Here is an 18,828-nt window from a genome sequence, read left to right as displayed (position 1 = left end):
GTCGTGTTTCTGCCACTTGCGTGTCCAAAACGGCCAGCGGCCCCCGCTCCCCTTCGGGAGCGAGGGCCGCTGCGAGCGGTGCGGTTAGGCCGCGGCGATCGCGCGCTGCAGCACGCCCATGAGCGCGAGCAGCTGCACCGAATCCTCGGTCTCGTCCTTCGCCTCGGCACCATCGAGCGCGCGCGCGGCGAGGCCCGCCTTGCCGTCGATGAGCTCCGCAATCTTGGCGTCGATCGTCTGCGCGGCGACGATGCGCCACGCGGTGACCGGCTCTGCCTGACCGATGCGGTGCACACGGTCGATCGCCTGCGTCTGCTCGGCGTCTGTCCAGCTGAGCTCGGCGAGCACCACGTTGGACGCGGCCTGCAGGTTCACGCCCACGCCCGCTGCGGTGAGCGAGCAGACGGCCACGGCGACCTCGGGGTCCTTGTTGAACGCGTCGATCTGTTCCTGGCGGAAGGTGGTGCTCTGGTCACCGCGAATCGACACGGTCTTGAGCCCTGCCTCGGCGAGCTGCGCCTCAGCCCGGTCCATCACGTCGATGTGCTTCGCGAAGAACACGACCTTGCCCACCGAGCGTGCGAGCTGCGCGGCGTAGTCTGCCGCGAGGCCAGCCTTCGCCTGGCCGATCTGACGCACCATCGTGAAGACGTTCATGCCGTCGGCCGACGCGTTCGACTCCTCGAGCTCCTGCGCGCACACCATGCGGATGATCGCGTCGTCGCTGAGCTTCTCTCCGAGCTTGCCGTTCTTCACCGCGGTGAAGCGGTCGAGCAGCTTGCGGGCCAGCTGTGCCTCCGCCTCGCGGATGCCGCGACCGTACTCGTCGTCCAGCTCGACGGGCAGATCGACCACGCGCTTCGCGGGCAGGTCTGCGGCAACGTCGATCTTGCGGCGACGCACGATTCCCATGTCGACCACGCTCTGGCGTGCCTCCGGGTAGAACGCAGAGTCCGCGGGGGTCCAGCCGTTGCTCTCGAGACGTGCCATGAGCTCGGGGCCCGGCTTCTCGGCGTCGGTCCACCCCAGGAAGCGCCAGATCGCGCGGAAATCATCGATGTCGTTGATGAGCGGCGTGCCCGTCAGCGCGATCAGCAGCGGCGAGCCGCCGGGCGTGCGCTCACGCACGCTCTCGGCGATCGCGAGCACGTTGCGCGAGCGCTGCGACTGCACGTTCTTGATCATGTGCGCCTCGTCGACGACCATGCCCTTGAAGCCGAATCGCGAGATCCAGCTCAGGTGGCGGTCGAGGATTTCGTAGTTCACCACGAACACGTCGGCGAACGCGTCGATATCCTGACCGTCACCGTGAATCACGGTGACGCGGCGCTGCGGCGTCCACCGCTCCACCTCGCGCGCCCAGTTCATCTTCACGACGTTCGGCACAACAACGAGCAGCGGGTACGCGTCGGCGACCGATGCGGCAATCACCGACTGCGCGGTCTTGCCCAGGCCTGGCTCGTCGGCGAGGAGGAAGCTGCGGTGCCCCTCACGCACGCTTGCGAGGAAGCGAGCCTGGTGATCCATGAGCTCTCGCCCGGCGGGGGCGAGGCGATCCGGCACGGGCGGCTCGGGCAGGGGCATGCATGCGGAGCCGCCGCCGCCCTGCTCGAACGACTTCAGCAGCGGCCCGAGCAGCTCCCAGTTCGCGAGGCGCACCACGGGGGTGGGCTGCTTCGGCGGCGTGAGATCGGGCGCAAGGAACGGGTTCGCGAGCATGCGCGACTCGACGCCGGCGGGCTCGACCTGGCGCTCAGCGAGCTCCGGCGGCACATATGCCTTCACCGGCTCGGGCGCAACCTTCTCCTCCTCGGGCAGCTCGAAGCCGGCCTGCGTGAGCATCTTCCGCTTCAGCTGGCGGGTGGCCTCGGTGATGGGCGCCGTCGGCTCGAGCAGCGTGATGAGGCTCGTGTCGCGCGCGGCGGTCTTCGCGAGGATCGCCGCAACACCATCAAGGCGCTTCAGCGTCTCGGCGCGCTCTGCGTCGCTGACGCCCTCCTCGGTCTTGATGCGAGCGCGCTCCTCACGCATGAGCAGCGCGATGACGTGAAACTTGGTGCGGTTCGCGGGGGTCGCCTTGCCGCGCTGGGCTGAAGCCTCAACTTCACGCACCGCCCGAGCGAGCAGCGGGATGATTCCCTCGTTGTGCGTGTGCTTGCGGCGCCCGTTCGAGCGCGATGACCCGTTCGAACCTCGCGAAGCGTTCTTCGCGGTGGACTGACGCGTGGCAGTGTTGGATGCCAATGGATCTCCTGATCGGCGTGGGACGAACTCGGAACGCGTACCGAGCCGCGGGCCGGACGCGAGTCTCCGAGCCTGACCTCATGCGCGGCATGGGGCTCTGGGCGCACTCGCGGAAGCGACCGTAGGTCGATCGTACCACTATGTGTGGCGGCGACTCACCGAGAAGGTGTGGCCTCGAGCAGGCGTCGAGTTTCGGCAACGTCGGCGTGCATTTGCTCGAGCAAAGGCTCGAGCCCGTCGAAGCGAACCATGCCACGCAGCCGGTGCGCGAACTGCACCTCGATGCGCTGCCCGTAGAGGTCACCCTCGAAGTCGAGCACGAAGGCCTCGACCCGCGATTGTTCGTTCGGGGTGAACGTGGGGTTGTTCCCGACCGAGATGGCGGCGACCCTGCGCTCGCCTGCGAGCAGCACCCACCCCGCGTACACGCCGTCGGCGGGCACGAGGCCCTCGATCGCGCCGCCCAAGTTTGCAGTGGGATAGCCGATCTCGCGGCCACGCGCGTCACCGTGCACCACGTCGCCGCGCACCGCCGGCGGGCGGCCGAGCATGCGTGCGGCCGCGGCAACGTCACCCGCCACCACTGCCGCACGCGCGGCAGAGGAGGAGACCGGTTCGGCCTCGGCATCTTCGACCCACTCGACGACCTCGGCGGTGAAGCCGTGCGTCGCGCCGAGTTCGCGCAGCAGCGCGCCGTCACCCGCGCCGCGGTGACCGAAGCGGAAGTCTGCGCCCATGATCACGTGCCGCGCCTGGAGCTTCCCGACCAGCACGTCGGTCACGAAGTCCGCCGCGGGAATCGCCGCGAACTCCGCGTCAAACTCCACCATCACGCACACGTCAATCCCCGCGGCCGCAAACGCTTCGAGCCGCTGCTCGCGGCTCATGAGCGGCTGTGGGCAGCGCTCAGGGTTCAAGTAACTGAGCGGATTGTTCGCAAACGTGAACACCACCGTCAGCTGATCGGCCGCCGCGGCCTCGCTCCGCAGACGTCGCAGAATCGACTGGTGCCCAAGGTGCAGACCGTCGAACTTGCCGATCGCTACACAGCTGCCCACCGAGAATTCCTCGGGGCGCAGCGCTGCGAGCGATTCAACAACGCGCATCAGTAGATGTCCTGGCTGACGGGCTCAGCAGTCACGGCCGGAGCCGCAGCGGCGCGGCCGGAGCGGCGCAGCCACACGAGGCCGAGCACGGGAAGCACGAGCGGAATGAAGACGTACCCGCTGCCGTAGAACGACCACACCGAGGGGTGGCCGAACAGTTCGGGGGTGGTGAGGCTCAGCGTGCCTACGATCAGGACGCCGCACAGCTCGAACACGAGCGCCGCCCAGGCAATGCCGCGCCAGACCCGTGCGGCCGCCGGCTTCCGCCCGCGCACGCCCATGATGAGCGCGACGGTCGCGACGATGTACACGACCCCGGAGAGCGCCGACAGGGTGTATGCGAGCGGGGCCTCGTCAAACTTCGACAGGATCTGGTAGACGGAGCGGAACGTCGCCGCGATCGCGAGGATCATGTAGACGGCGATGAGTACGCGCCCCAGGCCACCCAGCCGTTCGCCGCGCTCGGCGGGGGCTGTGGGGCCGGATGCTTCAGGATTCGACACGGGCTTCAGTGTACTCGCCCGAGCTGCCAGCTCTCTGCCGAGGGGCTACCGACCGTAGCGAGGAACAATTCGCCCGCGCCCGTGAGGCGGATGGGCTCGCCCGCGGAGACGTAGAGCGACTGGCCGCGGCGTGCAGTGGCCACCTCAGCGAGCTCAGTGGCGGTCCGCTCCACGCGCACTCGGCCTGCCGTGACCACGATGACGAGCGGGTGCGGCGCCGCGACCTCGACCTCGGCGGCCGCCCCGCTGGCGTCGCCGACCGGGTCCGCCGAGTCGAGATCGCACAGCCGCGCGCGCAGCAGTTGGAAGTCAGGCACCCCGGGCTGCCAGGCGATGAGGCCCGGCTGCAGTTGGGTCGCGGGATAGCGCGGCTCAGGAATCTCCTCGGCGTCGAGGATGCGGCACAGCTCAGCAACGTCCACGTGCTTCTCAGTGAGGCCTGCGCGCAGCACATTGTCGGAGGCAGCCATCACCTCAACCGCGATCCCCCCGAGGTATGCGTGCAGTTGACGTGCGGGGAGGAACAGCGCCTCCCCCGGAGCGAGCCGCACGATGTGCAGCAGGAGCGAGACGAGCACGCCCGGGTCGCCGGGGTGCGTTGCGACGAGCGCGTCGAGCGCGGCGCGCCGATCGGCGGCGATGTCGTCGCCGACACCGGACATCGCGACGGGCAGGGCCGTCAGTGCGCGGGACACCTCGGGGTCTCCGGCAAACGCCCACTCGAGAAACTCGCGCCGCACGTCAGCCTCGCTCTGCGCGCCGCTCGGGGCGAGCCGCTGCGCGACCGTTTCGAGCGCGGCGTTGCCCGCTGCATCGCCAGCGGTCTGCGCCGCTGCGGCGAGCGCGCGGAGGTCGTGCCGCACGGCACTGAGCGCACGGAAGCCACTCAGCGCGGTCACCTCGCTCAGCGCGACGAGCAACTCGGGCTTGTGGTTTGCGTCGCCGTAGTTGCGCTCGCGCGCATCCCGCGCAATCCCCGCGGCTTCCTCCGCGGCGAAGCCAGCGGCGGCCTGATCCCGGTCTGGGTGAACCTGGAGCGAGAGCGGCGCACCGATCGCGAGCACCTTGAGGAGAAACGGCAGCGGCCCCCCGGAAACGCCGTAGCGTTCCGGATCGCCTTCAACGAGATCGATGAGGGTCTGCCCCACGGGGGTGGCCTTCGCGACATGCGCGGGGCTCCCGGGGTGTGTGCCCAACCAGAGTTCCGCCTGCGGCTGCCCCGTCGGCATGGTGCCGAGCAGTTCGGCGAGTGCGTCGAGCGAGCCCCACGCGTACGCACGCGGGGTGTTCTCAATAAAGATCAGCACGGCTCTCCTCGGGGTGTCATGCCGCGCGGCGACGGGTCAGCAGGCGGCGGCGTCCGCCCTCTCCCGAGCGGTCGCGCAGCCGCGCTCCCAGCCCGCCCCACCGGTGAGGATCACGCCATGCTCTACCATACCGACTATGGCGGAGAGCAGGACCAGACTCGGCGTGAGCGCGTACGCAATCTGTGTATTCGTGCTCGCGCTCGGCAGCACGGGCGTGCGCAACCTCGTGGGCTGGTGGGGGTTCCTCGGCATCGCCGCGGTGCTCACCGCGATCGGCGTGGTCATCTTCATTCGCGAGAAGCCCGCGCGCTTCCGCTGGTATCGGCTCCCCGCGCCGCTCTACTGGTTCCTCTTGCTCGCGATCGCGTCGATCGCGTGGTCGCAATACCGGTTCGAGTCGCTGCTCGGCGTTGTCGCGCAGCTCGCCACCACACTGCTCGCCGTGGTGCTCGCATTCGTGCTCACCTGGCACGAGGTGCTGCGCACGCTCGGCACCGCGCTGCGCTGGATCATCGGCGTCTCGTTCCTCTTCGAGCTCTGGGTGTCGATCTTCGTTCGCGAGCCCGTGTTCCAGAACTTCATTGAGCGCCCCGCGGAGGGCGAGAAGATCTCGAAGCTGCTCTACTGGAGCCGCGATCTCCTCTTCGCCGGCGGCCCGATTCAGGGAATCGTCGCTAGCTCCGTGCTCTTCGGGTTCATCGGCCTGCTCGGCCTCATCGTGTTCGGAATCCAGCTTCGGGCCGGCCTTGTCGGGCGGTTTACCGGATGGTTCTGGGTGTTCCTTGCAACCGCCACGATTCTGCTGACCCGTGGTGCGACCGTGTGGGTGGCGCTCGCAGCGGTGCTCGTCGCGCTCGCGCTCGCGCTCTGGGCACGCAGGCTCGGGCCCGAGCGGCGAGTGCCGCTCTACGCGGTGGGCGTCACGCTCCTCGCTGCTGCCATTGGCCTGGTGCTCTTCGCCCGCGACTTCGTGTTCGGTCTGCTGGGCAAGAGCGGTGACATGACCGGACGGCTCGAGACCTGGCACAAGGTGATCGAGCTTGCCGAACAGCGCCCCTGGTTCGGCTGGGGCTGGGTGAGCTACTGGGCGCCGTGGGCCGAACCGTTCGCCTCGCTCGACACGAAGGCCGGAATCCCTGTCATGAGCGCGCACAACGCATGGCTCGATGTGTGGTTCCAGCTCGGCATTGTCGGCGTGCTCGCCTTCGCCCCGCTCGTGCTGCTCACAACCTGGCGCGTGTGGTTCCGCGCGGTCGACCCGCCCCGGCGCGGCTTCGGCCCAGCGCTGCCGTACGCGACGAGCGCACTCTGGCCGCTGCTGGTTGTCGTGGCGCTCGTCATTCAATCGCTCACCGAGAGCCGGCTGCTCATCGAGGGCAACTGGATCCTCCTCGTGCTCATCGCGGTGAAGTCGCGCTACGACTTCCAGCTGCCCTCGCTCGACGCCGAGCCGACCAAGCTTCCGTGGCGCCAGATCCCAATCCCGCAGAGCCACTCCGCTCGCACAACGCCAACGAAGACGCGGTAGCGCGATGCAACCCATCACCCCCGAGCGCCTCGCCGAGCTGCGCGCCGACGCTCGGCTCGAGCGCGACACGATCCTGGAGCGGCGCGTACGCGGCGGTCAGGATCCCGCGATCGCCGTGGAGGAAGTACCCGAGGTCGACGACTTCGTGGTGCTCACCCTCCGGGACGAGCTGCTCGAGGCCGAAGGGCGGCTGGCTGAGTTCGGGCTCGCCCGTCTCGCGGCACGCGCCGGTGGACCCGACGCCGAGGAGCACCGACGCAACGCCGACCGGGCGGAGTTCGAACTGCTGCGCACCATCGCAGCGGCGGCTCCCGATCTCACGGTCGCCGTGTGGCGCGCTGGCGAACACCTGAACGCCGAGTAAACCCGACGGTTCTGCAGTTTCTCCGCGGGTACACTGGGGAGGCTCCGTCCGTCAGACCGAAAAGAGAGGCACGCTTTCGATGCCGACCACGCTGCAGTCGATCGTTTTCCCGCTCACTCAGGATCCCGATGTCCTACCGCTCTACGCGGACTCTGAGACCTGGTCGAAGATCGGCGGGCGCCACGTTCGGCTGAGCGAGAACGCACACATCGACAACGTGCTCTCCCGCTCGAGCGCCCGCGTGCGCTCCGGCAAGCGCGTCTCGTTTGCGAGCTATTTCAACGCCTTCCCGGCGGCGTACTGGCAGCGGTGGACCGTGGTCACCGAGGTGTCACTCACCCTGCGCACCGCGGGCAGCGGCACCATCATCGTGTACCGCTCGAACGCGGGTGGCGTGCAGCAGCGCGTCGATTCGCGCACGGTCACCGGCTCCGAGGAGAGCGTGTTCACGCTGCCCCTCACCTCCTTCAGTGATGGCGGCTGGTACTGGTTCGACCTCATCGCGAGCACTGAGGACCTCGTGCTCGAAGAGGGCAGCTGGTCGACCGCGGCGGAGCCCGTCACGAACGGCAAGCTCAGCCTCGGCATGACGACGTACAACAAGCCCGACTACTGCGTGGCTACGCTCGCGAACATCGCCGAGAACCCCGCGCTCACCGAGGGCATCGACCGGATCTTCCTCGTCGACCAGGGCACGCAGAAGGTGCGCGACGAGGCAGGCTTCGACGAGGTCGCCGCGCGACTGGGTGAGAAGCTGCGCGTCATCGAGCAGGGCAACCTTGGCGGCTCGGGCGGCTTCTCCCGCTCGATGGCCGAAACGCTGGAGCGCGAAGACACCGACTTCCTGCTACTGCTCGACGACGACGTGGAGTTCGAGACGGAGAGCGCACTCCGCGCCCTCCAGTTCGGCCGCTTCAGCCGCGAGCCGGTGATCGTGGGCGGTCACATGTTCGACCTCCTCGACAAGCCCGTGCTGCACGCGTGGGCCGAGGTCGTGCGGCCTGATCCATTCATGTGGGGGCCGTCGTTCGAGGAGCAGCACCGCCACGACTTCCGCAAGCGCAACTTGCGCCAGACCAAGTGGATGCACGCCCGCCTCGATGCCGACTACAACGGCTGGTGGATGTGCATGATCCCCAAGAAGGTCATCGCAGACATTGGGCTCTCGCTGCCCGTCTTCATCAAGTGGGATGACGCCGAGTACGGCCTGCGCGCAAAGGCCGCCGGCTATCGCACGGTGTCGCTGCCGGGCGTCGCGCTGTGGCACGTGTCCTGGCTCGACAAGGACGATTCGCAGGACTGGCAGGCCTTCTTCCACACCCGCAACCGCATCATCGCGGGCCTGTTGCACTCCGACCGCCCGAAGAGTGGCAAGCTGCTGCAGAACAGCGGTCGACAGGACATCAAGAAGCTACTCAACATGCAGTACTACGCGACACAGCTCGCCGTCGATGGAATGCGTTCCGTCCTCCGCGGCCCGCAGGGCCTGCACGATGACATCTCGAAGGACATGCCAGCTGCGCGCGCTCGCGCGAAGGACTTCCCCGAGACCCGCGTGTACCGCCCCGGCGACCCCGAGACCCCGGTCGCGCCCGCGGGCCGCGCCCTGCCGCTCCTCGAGGAACCCACTGACTACCCCAAGGGGATCAGCCTGGGCATCTTTACCGCACGCATGCTGCCGCGGCACTGGCGACGTGCGAGCAGCGAGGCCGAGCAGCGCGTTCCCGAGCTCGAGTACTCGAAGCGTGACGCGCTCTGGTGGCGCATCCCGAATCACACGAGCGTCATCGTGGGCGCCGCCGACGGCAGTGGCAAGATGTGGTACCGCCACGATCGCGCGAAGTTCCGCCGCCTGCTGCGCGAGTCGCGCGAGCTGAGCAAGCAGATCGAGAAGAACTGGGATCGCCTGTCGGCCGAGTACCGCGCGGCGCTTCCCCAGATGGTGTCGCCGGAGGAGTGGCGCAAGACTTTCGAGGGCCGCTAGTCCGCACCCGCGGCTAGTGCGTGAGCTTGTAGAGCGCGACCGCTGCGGCCTCACGTGTCACCGCGTCGCGCGGGGCGAAGGTGCGCTTGCCGCTCTTCACCGTGCCAGGCGCGAGCCCTGAGGCGTACATCCACGTGATCTGCTTGTAGTTCGCCGACCCCTTCTTCACGTCCGCGAACGGAGTCTTCGCTGCACCCCCGTACTTGCTCTTGCGCACTTTGTAGAGCTGCACCGCAAACGATTCCCGCGTCACCGAGGCGGTCGGCGCGAAGGATCGGCCGCCCTTCACAGCTGTGCCGGGCGTGAGGCCCGCGCTGTATGACCATGCGATCTGGCGGTAGTACGGGTGCTGTATCGAGACATCCGTGAACGGTGACTTCTTGGGCGGCGTGTATGCCTTGGATGCGGCGAGCTTGTAAAGCATTCCGGCCACCTCTGCTCGCGTGAGCTTGGCTGTCGGGCGAAACTCGCGCCTCCCGCCGGCCACGCTCGTACCTGAGAAGTACCCGCTCGTGTGCATCCACGAGATCTGCGTCGCGTTCGCGCGCGAGAACTGGATGTCCGTGAACGGCATGACCTCGATCTTCACCTTCGCGCTCGTGGCCGCCGTCGACACCACCCGCACCCGCACCATGCTGTTCCAGGTGCTCGCTTGCTTGCCCGAACGTGCCGTTTGGAAGAGCCCGTTCTTTCCGAGCTGCGCATCCCGCACCGAGACAACCGTGCTGCCATAGCGGTGCGTGCCATCGGCATTCTGCCCTCCGCCGCCGTCGCTCTTCACGATGCGCACACCCGCCGCCGTGTAGTGCTCCCCCTTCGCGAGCCCGGTCTCGTACGCACGGCCGGCCTTCAACCCCATGCTCGCGTCCTGGCCGGTCATCGCGCGGTACTCGACATAGAACGTACCGCCGCGATCGCCCTCGACACGGATCGCACGCACGCCCGAGTTCGTTCCCGCAGCCGAGAGCGTGACGGTCTGCGTCGCCCCGCCCGATGCCTTCACGACCTTCACCGTCCCCGCGGGGGCCACACCGAGCGCATCGCGCTGGGCCGCGGGCAGCGCCGGGGGTGTACGCCCGCCAGCCCACGCTCCGATTCCCATCACATTGAACGGGTCACCGTACTCAACGTCGCTGCAGGGCGACACGGGCTTTCCTCCGCTGACCGCGGCGTCCGTCGCGCTGCCCGTGCACACACGAGATTTGCCGTGCCCGAGGCCGAGGTTGTGGCCAAGCTCGTGGGCGATCGCGCCGGTCGCGGAGCTGAGCGGCAGCTTTGCCTTGTGCCGTGAGCCGAGGTCCACCCAGGTCATGCCGCCACTGTGGAGGGTGCCGTAGCTCCCCCAGCCGCTGGAGTTCTGTGCGAGCGCGCCGCACCCGTCGTCGACGAGCACCACAAGATGCCGTGCCGAGCCGATGTAGCTGCTCGTGCTGCGCCCGAACTGCTTCGCCGCGTCGCTCCACAGCTTCTGGAGGTTCTTGGGCTCGCAACGCATGCCCCGATCACGCGCGTAGCTCGTGATCCGCTTCACCGAGTTCACCGTGAGACTCTTTACCGCGCCGTTCGTCTGCCCCGCCCAGTACGCACCGGCGTCGTTGACGAGCTGCGTGAGTTCCGCGGTAGTGGGGTTCCCGCCGCCCGTGTAGAACGCTACGTCCGCCGTGTGCGCGCGTGGTGCGGTCCCGCTGCCCGACCCCGTTCCCGGAATGATCAACCCGCCGATAGTCAACTCCTTGCCAAGATTCAACGCCGCCACGGTGACGGATGCGGTCGCTTCCTCGCTCAGCTCTCCTGGCGTGGGAGCATCGGGCAGCACTTCAGGTGCCAGCTCGGGCGCCAGTTCTTCGGCCACCGCGCGCTGCTCCTCGGGGACCAACTCGAGATCCCCGACCAGGCGCTCCCCCGCGGCGGCGTCAGCAAGCACCTCAACTGGCACCTCGACGACCGGCCCGGCATCGGTTGCGAGCAATCGCTGCTCCGCCACCTGCTCACTCGCTGGCAGCGGGGTGCCCTCGATGCGCGGCGCGGACCCGCCCTCTGCTGCCACCACCACCACGGTCCCCTCGACCGGAAGCGAGCTTGGGATCGCCTCCGCCAGACGCTCCACGAGGTCCGCGGGCTCCACGGCGTCTGCGGGATCCGCGGCGGCACCCGACTCAGCTTCTGGAGAGGGGTCACCCTCGACCCCAGCACCTTTTCCGTCATCGGACAGCTCACCCTCCTCCGACTGCCCAACTCCCCCATCGACTGGCGCTTCCTCCCCGACCAAGGGCCCCGGTTCCTCGGGCGGCGCCTGCGGCTGTTCAAGCTCCGTGCGTACGGTGGGCCGCGCGGGTGGAGGCGAAGAGCTCGCCTGCGCTGGCGGGATTCCGAACGCACTGAGAGCGAGAACGAGCGCCAGCACTTCCCCTGCTGTTGACCTGAAGATGACTCGCATGAACACACCTCCGAACCGACCCGGCTGGGTATGCGGCCCAGCATAAGTCCCGATGAGAGTGCTGTGAAGTCTCGATTTGTTGAATATGTGCAGGTATGCTAAGGCTCAAGCTCTGCCCAGCGCCCCACCTGCACGAGGGCTGCGCCACTCACTGAGTTCCTGCTAAAGTCGCCCGCAACCTCGATCGGACACAAATCCGACTCCGCAACGACGCGAAGGACTCAGGTACCACAGTGACTGACAAATTGCAGAGCATCCTCGACTCCATCGGCGGCGTAATCTGGGGGCCCTTCGTCCTCATTCCGCTGCTCTTTCTCACCGGCCTCTATCTCACCTTCCGCCTCGGCGGCATCCAGTTCCTCCGCCTCGGCGCAGCCCTCAACCTCGGCATCATTCGCCGACGCGACCCGGGCTCGAGCGGGGATATCTCCCAGTTCCAGGCGCTCACCACCGCACTCGCGGCCACCGTCGGCACGGGCAACATCGTTGGCGTCGCGACCGCGATCGGCATCGGCGGCCCCGGCGCGCTCTTCTGGATGTGGGTGACCGGCCTCCTCGGCATGGCTTCCAAGTACACGGAGGCGTTCCTCGGGGTCCGCTTCCGCCAGGCAGACAGCAAGGGCGAGCGCAACGGCGGCCCGCAGTACTACCTCGAGAAGGGTATCCGCGGCCCGCTCGGCAAGATCCTCGGGTGGTCGTTCACCATCTTCGCCGTGTTCGCGTGCTTCGGGATCGGCAATCTCACCCAGTCGAACTCGATCTCCGCGAACGTGGAGCACAGCTTCGGCGTTCCCACCTGGGTGACGGGCGTCGTGCTCACTATCTTCGTGCTCGTCGTGCTCGTTGGCGGCATCAAGTCCATCGGCAAGGTGACCGCCGGTTTCGTGCCGATCATGATCGTGTTCTACGTGGTTGCCGCGCTCTACATCCTGTTCGTCAACCTCGGCGACGTTCCCGCAGCGATCGGCCTCGTCTTCGCCGATGCGTTCACCGGGACGGCAGCGGCCGGCGGCTTCGCCGGCTCGGTCTTCATCATCGCGATTCAGTACGGCTTCGCTCGCGGCATCTTCTCGAACGAGTCGGGCATGGGCTCGGCCGCAATCGCCGCAGCCGCAGCACAGACCAGCCACCCCGTGCGTCAGGGCCTCGTCTCGATGACGCAGACCTTCATCGACACGATCATCGTGGTCACGATGACTGGCCTCGTGATCATCACCACGGGCACCTACACCTCGATCGACCCGGAAACCGGAGAGCAACTCTCGCCCGCGCTCATGACCGGGCAAGCGTTCTCGAACGGTTTGCCCGGTGAATGGGGGCACTGGATCGTCACCATAGGCCTTGTCATGTTCGCCGCGTCGACGATTCTCGGCTGGGCGTACTACGGCGAGCGCAACATCGTGCGCATCTTCGGTCGCGGCGTCGTGATGCCCTTCCGCGTGGTGTTCTCCCTCATCGTGTTTGTGGGGGCGACGACCCAGCTCGCGATCGCCTGGTCGTTCTCCGACATGATGAACGGGCTCATGGCGATCCCGAACCTCATCGGGCTCATCATCCTCTCGGGCCTCGTCGCACGCGAGACGCGCGCCTACCTCAAGTTCGATCCCAAGCTGCGGGCCTCGTCCGCGGAGATCGAACGCGCACTCGCCGACGAACCTGGCTACCAGGCCTGGCGGAAGCGTGAGGCCGAGCTCGACCGTGAGGGTGGTCTCACCCCGCAGCGACCGAACACGCACCAAATTGAGGCGGTCGGCCTCGAATTCGACGAAGCCGGCGAACCGCAGGGCCCGCGCGGGTAGCCGCGCGCTCGCCACAGAGTGTGCCCCCGATCGCCTCCGGCGGCCGGGGGCACACTGCGTCCTCCGCGAGGTCAGCGCACAGGCTCGGTAGACTCGAGGCGCTTGGCGTTTCTCGCCGAGGCGCACGAGAGGACGATCGCTGAGCAGCACATCCGTGGCGAGCAGCGCGCTGCAGCGCGATCCTCAGCCTGCACGCACCAAGCGGCCGAAGCGCCCCATTCGCACCGATATCCAAGCGCTTCGCGCAATCGCGGTGGGCCTCGTGATCCTCAACCACCTGTGGCCGGAGCGCCTTCCCGGCGGCTACGTCGGCGTCGACGTGTTCTTTGTCATTTCGGGCTTCCTGATCTCCTCACACCTCATCTCGCAGCTCATGCGCACGGGCAGGATCGCGTTCGCCGACTTCTATGCGCGCCGCGCACGCAGGCTGCTCCCCGCCGCGCTGCTCGTCAGCCTCGCCGCGCTCGCGGGTGCGCTGCTGTGGCTCCCGGCGGAGCGGTGGCCGCGCATTGCGAGCGAGACGTTCGCTGCGACCGCGTACGTGGAGAACTGGTTCCTTGCGGCGAGCGCGGTCGACTACTCAGCGCAGAGCAACGCCGCCACGACGGTGCAGCACTACTGGTCACTGTCTGTCGAGGAGCAGTTCTACCTGCTCTGGCCGCTCCTGCTGCTCGGGCTCGTGTACTTGCTGCTGCGACGACGACGGAGTCAGCTCACTGCTCCCCCGGCCGCGCCAGCGTTTCCTCGCTGGGGGCTCCTCGCCGCAGTGTCCCTCATCGGCGCGGTCTCCTTCGCGTTCGCCGTATGGCTGACGGGGGCCGAGCGCAGCCTCGCCTACTTCCACACGGGCACTCGGGTGTGGGAATTCATGGCGGGCGCAGCGGTAGCGCTCGCAGCACCCGCGCTTTCCCGGTGGCTGAGCAGCGGGGGCACCGGAGTGACCCTCTTCCGCGGTGCCGCGCACTGGCTCGGCATCGGCATGATCGGGATCTCGGCGCTCGCGTTCACCGCGACCACCCCGTTCCCGGGCCCGTGGGCGGCTCTGCCCGTCGCGGGCACCGTGCTCATCATCGCCACCGGGGATGCGGCACCACGGTGGTCGCCGCTCTTCCTGTTGCGATGGCGACCGGTGCAGTGGACGGGCGATCTCTCATACTCGCTGTACCTCTGGCACTGGCCGCTCATTGTGCTCGCCCCCGCGGTACTCTCCCGGGACCTCCGTCTGCGCGACCGCCTCATCATCCTCGCGCTCACGGTTGTGCTCGCTGCGCTCACCAAGTACTTCGTTGAGGATCCGGGCCGCACACGGCTGTTCCGCGGCGCACGCCCCCGGCGCACGCTCTGGGCCACCGCGGCGAGCATCGTTGCCATCGCGCTCCTGGCCGGCGGAGTGCACGTGGCGGCCCAGCAGATTGCTGCTCAGACCGCGCGTGAGGCAGCGCAGTTTGAGAGCGGCGGGTGCTTCGGCGCTGCTGCCCTCACACCTGGCGCAGACTGCGGCGACCCGTTTGGTGTCGCGCAGGTGCCGCCACGGGGCGACGACAACACTCCGTGGTTCTCACCCGCCGAGTGCGTCCTCGCGGAACAGCAGATCCTGGCGGACGGGAAGCCGTCGCTCGTGGAGTGCGACTTTGCCGCACCCGGCGCGAGCGCTGACGCTCCGCTCGTGTGGCTCGTGGGTGACTCGCACGCGGAACACTGGAAGGCCGCCGTGTACGACGTGGCGCGCGGCAATGGGTGGCGGGTCAACGCCTCGATGCAGGGTGGCTGCCCCATCGTCGATGTGCCACGCGTCGCGTTCAAGGGAACGCCCGACTCGAACGGCGCGAAGGCCGAGGCATGCCGCAGCTGGAGCGCAGAACTCACCGAACGGATCCGCGCGAGCGATCCCGATCTGATTCTGGTCTCCACATTCACCGCCCAGGAGACCATCGATGACGGGAGCGGCCGCCCGCAGGACGCGCAGTATGCTGCTGCAGCCGAGCGCTTGTTCTCGGAGTGGCGTGCCGCCGGCGCATCAGTCGTGGCGATCCGGGATGTCCCGTACGCGGAGACTCGCCTCGGCCCCGACTGCGTGGAGCGCGCGCTCGATACCCCCGCGGCGTGCACTGCCCCGAGCGCCGAAGTGTTGCCGCCCGACGCGTTCGCGGCAGCTGCGGCCGCGAGCCCGGGCGCCGGAGTGACGGCGATCGATCTCACCGACCGGTTCTGTCGCGAGGGCACGTGCCACGGGGTCATCGGAGGCGTTCCCGTGTTCTACGACAGCGACCACATCTCCCGCAGCTACGCGCGCAGCCTCGCCCCGGCGCTCGCTGCCGCGCTCGAGGGCCAGGTCGGCTGGGCGCTGCGGCCGCCGCTCGCGGAGGCCCCAGCAACAGAGCGCTAAACGCAGAGAGGCCCGATCCCCCTCCCGGGAATCGAGCCTCTCGCAGCGGCGCGGCTGGGTTACAGCAGCTCGCTCAGCTTGTTGTTCCACATCGACAGCGCCGAACCGATGGCCATGTGCATGTCGAGGTACTGGTAGGTCCCGAGGCGGCCGCCGAAGAGGACGCGGTCCTCGCTGTCGGTGAGCTCGCGGTACTTGAGCAGGCGCTCGCGGTCCTCCGGGGTGTTCACCGGGTAGTACGGCTCGTCCTCGCGCTTCGCGAAGCGGGAGAACTCGCGCATGATGACCGTCTTGTCGGTCGGGTAGTCGCGCTCAGGGTGGAAGTGGCGGAACTCGTGGATGCGCGTGTACGGCACGTCGGATCCCGCGTAGTTCATCACGCTGGTGCCCTGGAAGTCGCCCGTGGGGAGCACCTCCTGCTCGAAGTCGAGCGTGCGCCAGCCGAGCTCGCCCTCCGCATAGTCGAAGTAACGATCAACGGGCCCCGTGTACACGACGGGCACGGTGCCGATGATGGCGTTCTTGTTGAGCGGCTGCGACTCGTCGAAGAAGTCGGTGTCGAGCTTCACCTCGATGTTCGGGTGGTCGGCCATCTTCTCGAGCCACGCGGTGTAGCCCTCGGTGGGCAGACCCTCGTGGGTGTCGTTGAAGTAGCGGTTGTCGTAGGTGTAGCGCACGGGGAGGCGGCTGATCACCTCGGCGGGCAGCTCCGTCGTCGGCGTCTGCCACTGCTTCGAGGTGTAGTCGCGGATGAACGCTTCGTAGAGCGGGCGACCGATGAGAGAGATGCCCTTCTCCTCGAGGTTCTGCGCACTCTTCGTGTCGAACTCGCCCGCCTGCTCGGCGATGAGGGCGCGCGCCTCGTCCGGGCCATAGGCGGCGCGGAAGAACTGGTTGATGGTGCCAAGGTTGATCGGCAGCGGGAAGACCTCGCCCTGGAAATTCGAATACACCTTGTGCTCGTAGTTCGTGAACGTGGTGAAGCGGTTCACGTACTCCCACACGGTCTCGTTCGAGGTGTGGAAGAGGTGGGCGCCGTAGCGGTGCACCTCGATGCCCGTCTCGGGCTCCGCCTCCGAGTAGGCGTTGCCGCCGATGTGCGAGCGACGGTCGATCACGACGACCTTCTTGCCGGCGCTTGCGGCGCGCTCCGCAATCGTGAGCCCGAAGAAACCTGATCCAACTACAAGGAGATCCATGTGCGTCAGTTTACCCGCCCGCACCGGGTGGGCCGTCTTCGGGGCGGCGGTGCGCAAAGAGTATGCTGAATCGGATACGCCCGTTCACGAGATGTTGAGAGTGCCTTCGAATGACCGCAGCTGCCACGCCAAGCGCCCTGACGCTTCCAGCGCTGCCCGCGTCAGTGGTCTCCGTCGATGTGCGCTTCGACGGCACCCGCGTCTGGTCCATCGATCTGACCGCGCAGCCGATTCCCGAAGACCGCACGGTCGCGTGGCCTGACGCCCTGCTCCCCCACCTCACGGGCAGCACCGAGATCACCATCCGGGATTCGGGAACGAAGAACGAGTTTGCGCGTTTCCCGGTGGTCTTCAGCGACGCCGAGGAACGCACGAGCATCCGCGACAGCGACGGCATCCCGCTCGCTGTGAACAAGTGGGGCCGGCTCGGAAAGACGCTCGCGGCCGGCAATCCCGGCGTGCAGGAGCGCATCCTCGCGCGAACCACGGAGATCGTCGCACTGCTGCAGGAGATGGGGCTGCGTCCCTTCATTGTCGGCGGGACGCTGCTCGGGGCCGTGCGAGACGGCGCGCTGCTTCCCCACGACGACGACGCCGACGTGGCGTACCTGTCTGAGCACAGCAACCCCGCGGACGTCGCGCGTGAGGGTTTTGCAGTGGGCCACCGCTTGCAGGAACTCGGCTACGAGGTCGTGCGGCACAGCGCCACCCATATGCAGCTCCAGTTCCGCGCAGACTCGGGGCGGCTCGATCACTACCTGGATGTGTTTACCGCGTTCTTCACCGACGACGGTCACATCAACCAGCCCTTCCACGTGCGCGGGGAGCTGCGGCGCGAGCAAATGCTGCCGTTCTCAACCGTGCAGATCTCAGGCCGGGAGTATCCGGCACCCGCCGATCCCGAAGCCTGGCTCGTCATCAACTACGACGAGAACTGGCGCACCCCGATTCCGGGTTACCAGCTCGAGACCCCGCGCAGCACCGTGCGTCGCTTCGACACCTGGTTTGGCGCGTTCCACTTTCAGCGCGACTTTTGGAACGACTGGTTCCAGACGCACAGCGCCTCAGACGAAGCGGATTGGCAGCCAGGCAGGGATTGGGTGCTGAGTGTTGCGGACGAGCTCCGCTCTGCCACGGTGCTCGAGCTCGGAGCCGGACGCGGCACGCTTGCCGCCGCGCTTGCGGCGGCACGGCCCGAGCGGCGCGTGATCGCCACCGATTTCTCGCACGACGCAGGAGCACTCGCTGCGACAGGGGCGCGCGCCGGCGGGTACGAGACCGCGCACGTGAACCTCTACCGCACCCTCGCACTCGCGGCCCCGCAGCAGCTGGGGATCACCGGACCCTTCGACGTTGTCGCCTCACATCTCCTTGAGCAAACCGGCCACCTCGCACGCGCGAATGCCCTCCGGCTCATGCGAATGGCGCTCCGCTCCGGTGGCACTGCACTCGCGACGTTTTACGGGGAGCCCGCGGCGGATGTCGTGTACGACGACCCGACCGGGTGGCACATGCACCGCTTCGACCTCGCACGCGAGGCGAAGCAGCTCGGGTTGGGGATCGAGTTTGAGGCGATCCCGCTTCCCGATCCCGATCGAGATACGGCTGCGGGGGCACCGGACGATCCGGCCCGCGCGCTTCGCCGCCGCTACGGGGCCCGTTTCACTCTTTCCGACCGTCCATTCCCTGCCCAGGAGGATTCCTTGCGCCAGCGACTGAAGCGACTGTTCATGCGTTCCCGCCCCCAGAGCTCCCGGGAAGCGCTCGAGGCGCTCACCGCCCGGGTCGCAGAGCTCGAGCTCGAACTCGACGAGTATCGCCGCGACAGCCTGCGCGTGGCCGAGTTGATGGACCTCGCCGAGCAGAAGTTCACCCCTGGTACCCCTGGGGGCCAGGGCTCAGACGAAACACTGCGGAACGTCTAAGCAAACGCTCGCGCGCTCGATTTATGAGCGCGCGCATGCAAACGCC

At 67.8% G+C, this 18,828-nt stretch carries 13 protein-coding genes; 7 read left to right on the top strand and 6 right to left on the bottom strand.

The annotated features are described in order from the left end of the window. Positions 1 to 84: 84 nt before the first annotated feature. The gene (locus tag ACR81A_RS02535; RefSeq protein ID WP_202382245.1) at positions 85 to 2,244 is read right to left on the bottom strand and encodes a DEAD/DEAH box helicase; all 2,160 of its coding nucleotides are present in this window, start codon (positions 2,242 to 2,244) and stop codon (positions 85 to 87) included. On the opposite strand from ACR81A_RS02535, the gene ACR81A_RS02530 reads away from it, so the two are divergent. After that, the gene (locus ACR81A_RS02530; protein ID WP_440312484.1) at positions 2,244 to 2,369 is read left to right on the top strand and encodes a hypothetical protein; all 126 of its coding nucleotides are present in this window, start codon (positions 2,244 to 2,246) and stop codon (positions 2,367 to 2,369) included. The genes ACR81A_RS02535 and ACR81A_RS02530 overlap by 1 nt on opposite strands. A gap of 30 nt (positions 2,370 to 2,399) precedes the next feature. Here ACR81A_RS02530 and ACR81A_RS02525 read toward each other — a convergent pair whose 3' ends face one another. The 3 genes from ACR81A_RS02525 to manA form a co-directional block, all read right to left on the bottom strand. Continuing rightward, the gene (locus tag ACR81A_RS02525; RefSeq protein WP_440312483.1) at positions 2,400 to 3,350 is read right to left on the bottom strand and encodes a bifunctional riboflavin kinase/FAD synthetase; all 951 of its coding nucleotides are present in this window, start codon (positions 3,348 to 3,350) and stop codon (positions 2,400 to 2,402) included. Further along, a complete protein-coding gene (locus ACR81A_RS02520) occupies positions 3,350 to 3,763 on the bottom strand; it encodes a hypothetical protein (RefSeq protein WP_237462707.1) in 414 nt (137 codons plus the stop codon). Before ACR81A_RS02520 ends, ACR81A_RS02525 begins: the two co-directional genes overlap by 1 nt. Before the next feature lie 95 nt (positions 3,764 to 3,858). Beyond that, positions 3,859 to 5,160, bottom strand: coding sequence for a mannose-6-phosphate isomerase, class I (gene manA / locus ACR81A_RS02515; protein ID WP_440312482.1), 1,302 nt, complete (start codon positions 5,158 to 5,160; stop codon positions 3,859 to 3,861). 136 nt (positions 5,161 to 5,296) lie between these two features. Here manA and ACR81A_RS02510 point away from each other — a divergent pair, with 136 nt between their 5' ends. From ACR81A_RS02510 to ACR81A_RS02500, 3 genes are all read left to right on the top strand, one after another. Next, positions 5,297 to 6,688, top strand: a complete 1,392-nt coding sequence (locus tag ACR81A_RS02510; protein WP_440312481.1) for an O-antigen ligase family protein — start codon at positions 5,297 to 5,299, stop codon at positions 6,686 to 6,688. A 4-nt stretch (positions 6,689 to 6,692) separates the two neighbouring features. Beyond that, on the top strand, positions 6,693 to 7,052 hold the full coding sequence (locus ACR81A_RS02505; RefSeq protein WP_202382249.1) for a hypothetical protein: 360 nt from the start codon (positions 6,693 to 6,695) through the stop codon (positions 7,050 to 7,052). 79 nt (positions 7,053 to 7,131) lie between these two features. Beyond that, positions 7,132 to 9,036 carry a glycosyltransferase gene (locus tag ACR81A_RS02500; protein WP_440312480.1) on the top strand — a complete coding sequence of 635 codons (1,905 nt, stop codon included), beginning with the start codon at positions 7,132 to 7,134 and terminating at the stop codon, positions 9,034 to 9,036. A gap of 13 nt (positions 9,037 to 9,049) precedes the next feature. Here the strand turns inward: ACR81A_RS02500 and ACR81A_RS02495 are convergent, their stop codons facing one another. Continuing rightward, complete coding sequence (locus tag ACR81A_RS02495) at positions 9,050 to 11,305, bottom strand: S-layer homology domain-containing protein (protein WP_440312479.1); 2,256 nt, start codon at positions 11,303 to 11,305, stop codon at positions 9,050 to 9,052. A gap of 401 nt (positions 11,306 to 11,706) precedes the next feature. On the opposite strand from ACR81A_RS02495, the gene ACR81A_RS02490 reads away from it, so the two are divergent. Then, positions 11,707 to 13,272, top strand: coding sequence for an alanine/glycine:cation symporter family protein (locus ACR81A_RS02490; RefSeq protein ID WP_440312478.1), 1,566 nt, complete (start codon positions 11,707 to 11,709; stop codon positions 13,270 to 13,272). A 154-nt stretch (positions 13,273 to 13,426) separates the two neighbouring features. Beyond that, entirely contained in the window at positions 13,427 to 15,658 is a 2,232-nt protein-coding gene (locus tag ACR81A_RS02485; RefSeq protein WP_440312477.1) for an acyltransferase family protein, read from the top strand. A gap of 59 nt (positions 15,659 to 15,717) precedes the next feature. Here ACR81A_RS02485 and glf read toward each other — a convergent pair whose 3' ends face one another. Next, positions 15,718 to 16,857 (bottom strand): UDP-galactopyranose mutase, encoded by a 1,140-nt coding sequence (gene glf, locus ACR81A_RS02480; protein WP_440312476.1) that lies wholly within the window; start codon positions 16,855 to 16,857, stop codon positions 15,718 to 15,720. 110 nt (positions 16,858 to 16,967) lie between these two features. Here glf and ACR81A_RS02475 point away from each other — a divergent pair, with 110 nt between their 5' ends. Continuing rightward, positions 16,968 to 18,782, top strand: a complete 1,815-nt coding sequence (locus tag ACR81A_RS02475; RefSeq protein ID WP_440312475.1) for a methyltransferase domain-containing protein — start codon at positions 16,968 to 16,970, stop codon at positions 18,780 to 18,782. The last annotated feature ends 46 nt before the right edge of the window (positions 18,783 to 18,828 follow it).

This window comes from Leucobacter chromiireducens (assembly GCF_051993095.1).
Taxonomy (GTDB): Bacteria; Actinomycetota; Actinomycetes; order Actinomycetales; family Microbacteriaceae; genus Leucobacter; species Leucobacter chromiireducens.
The sequence above is the reverse complement of the archived record's forward strand: the minus strand, read 5'-3'. Positions and strand labels throughout refer to the sequence as shown.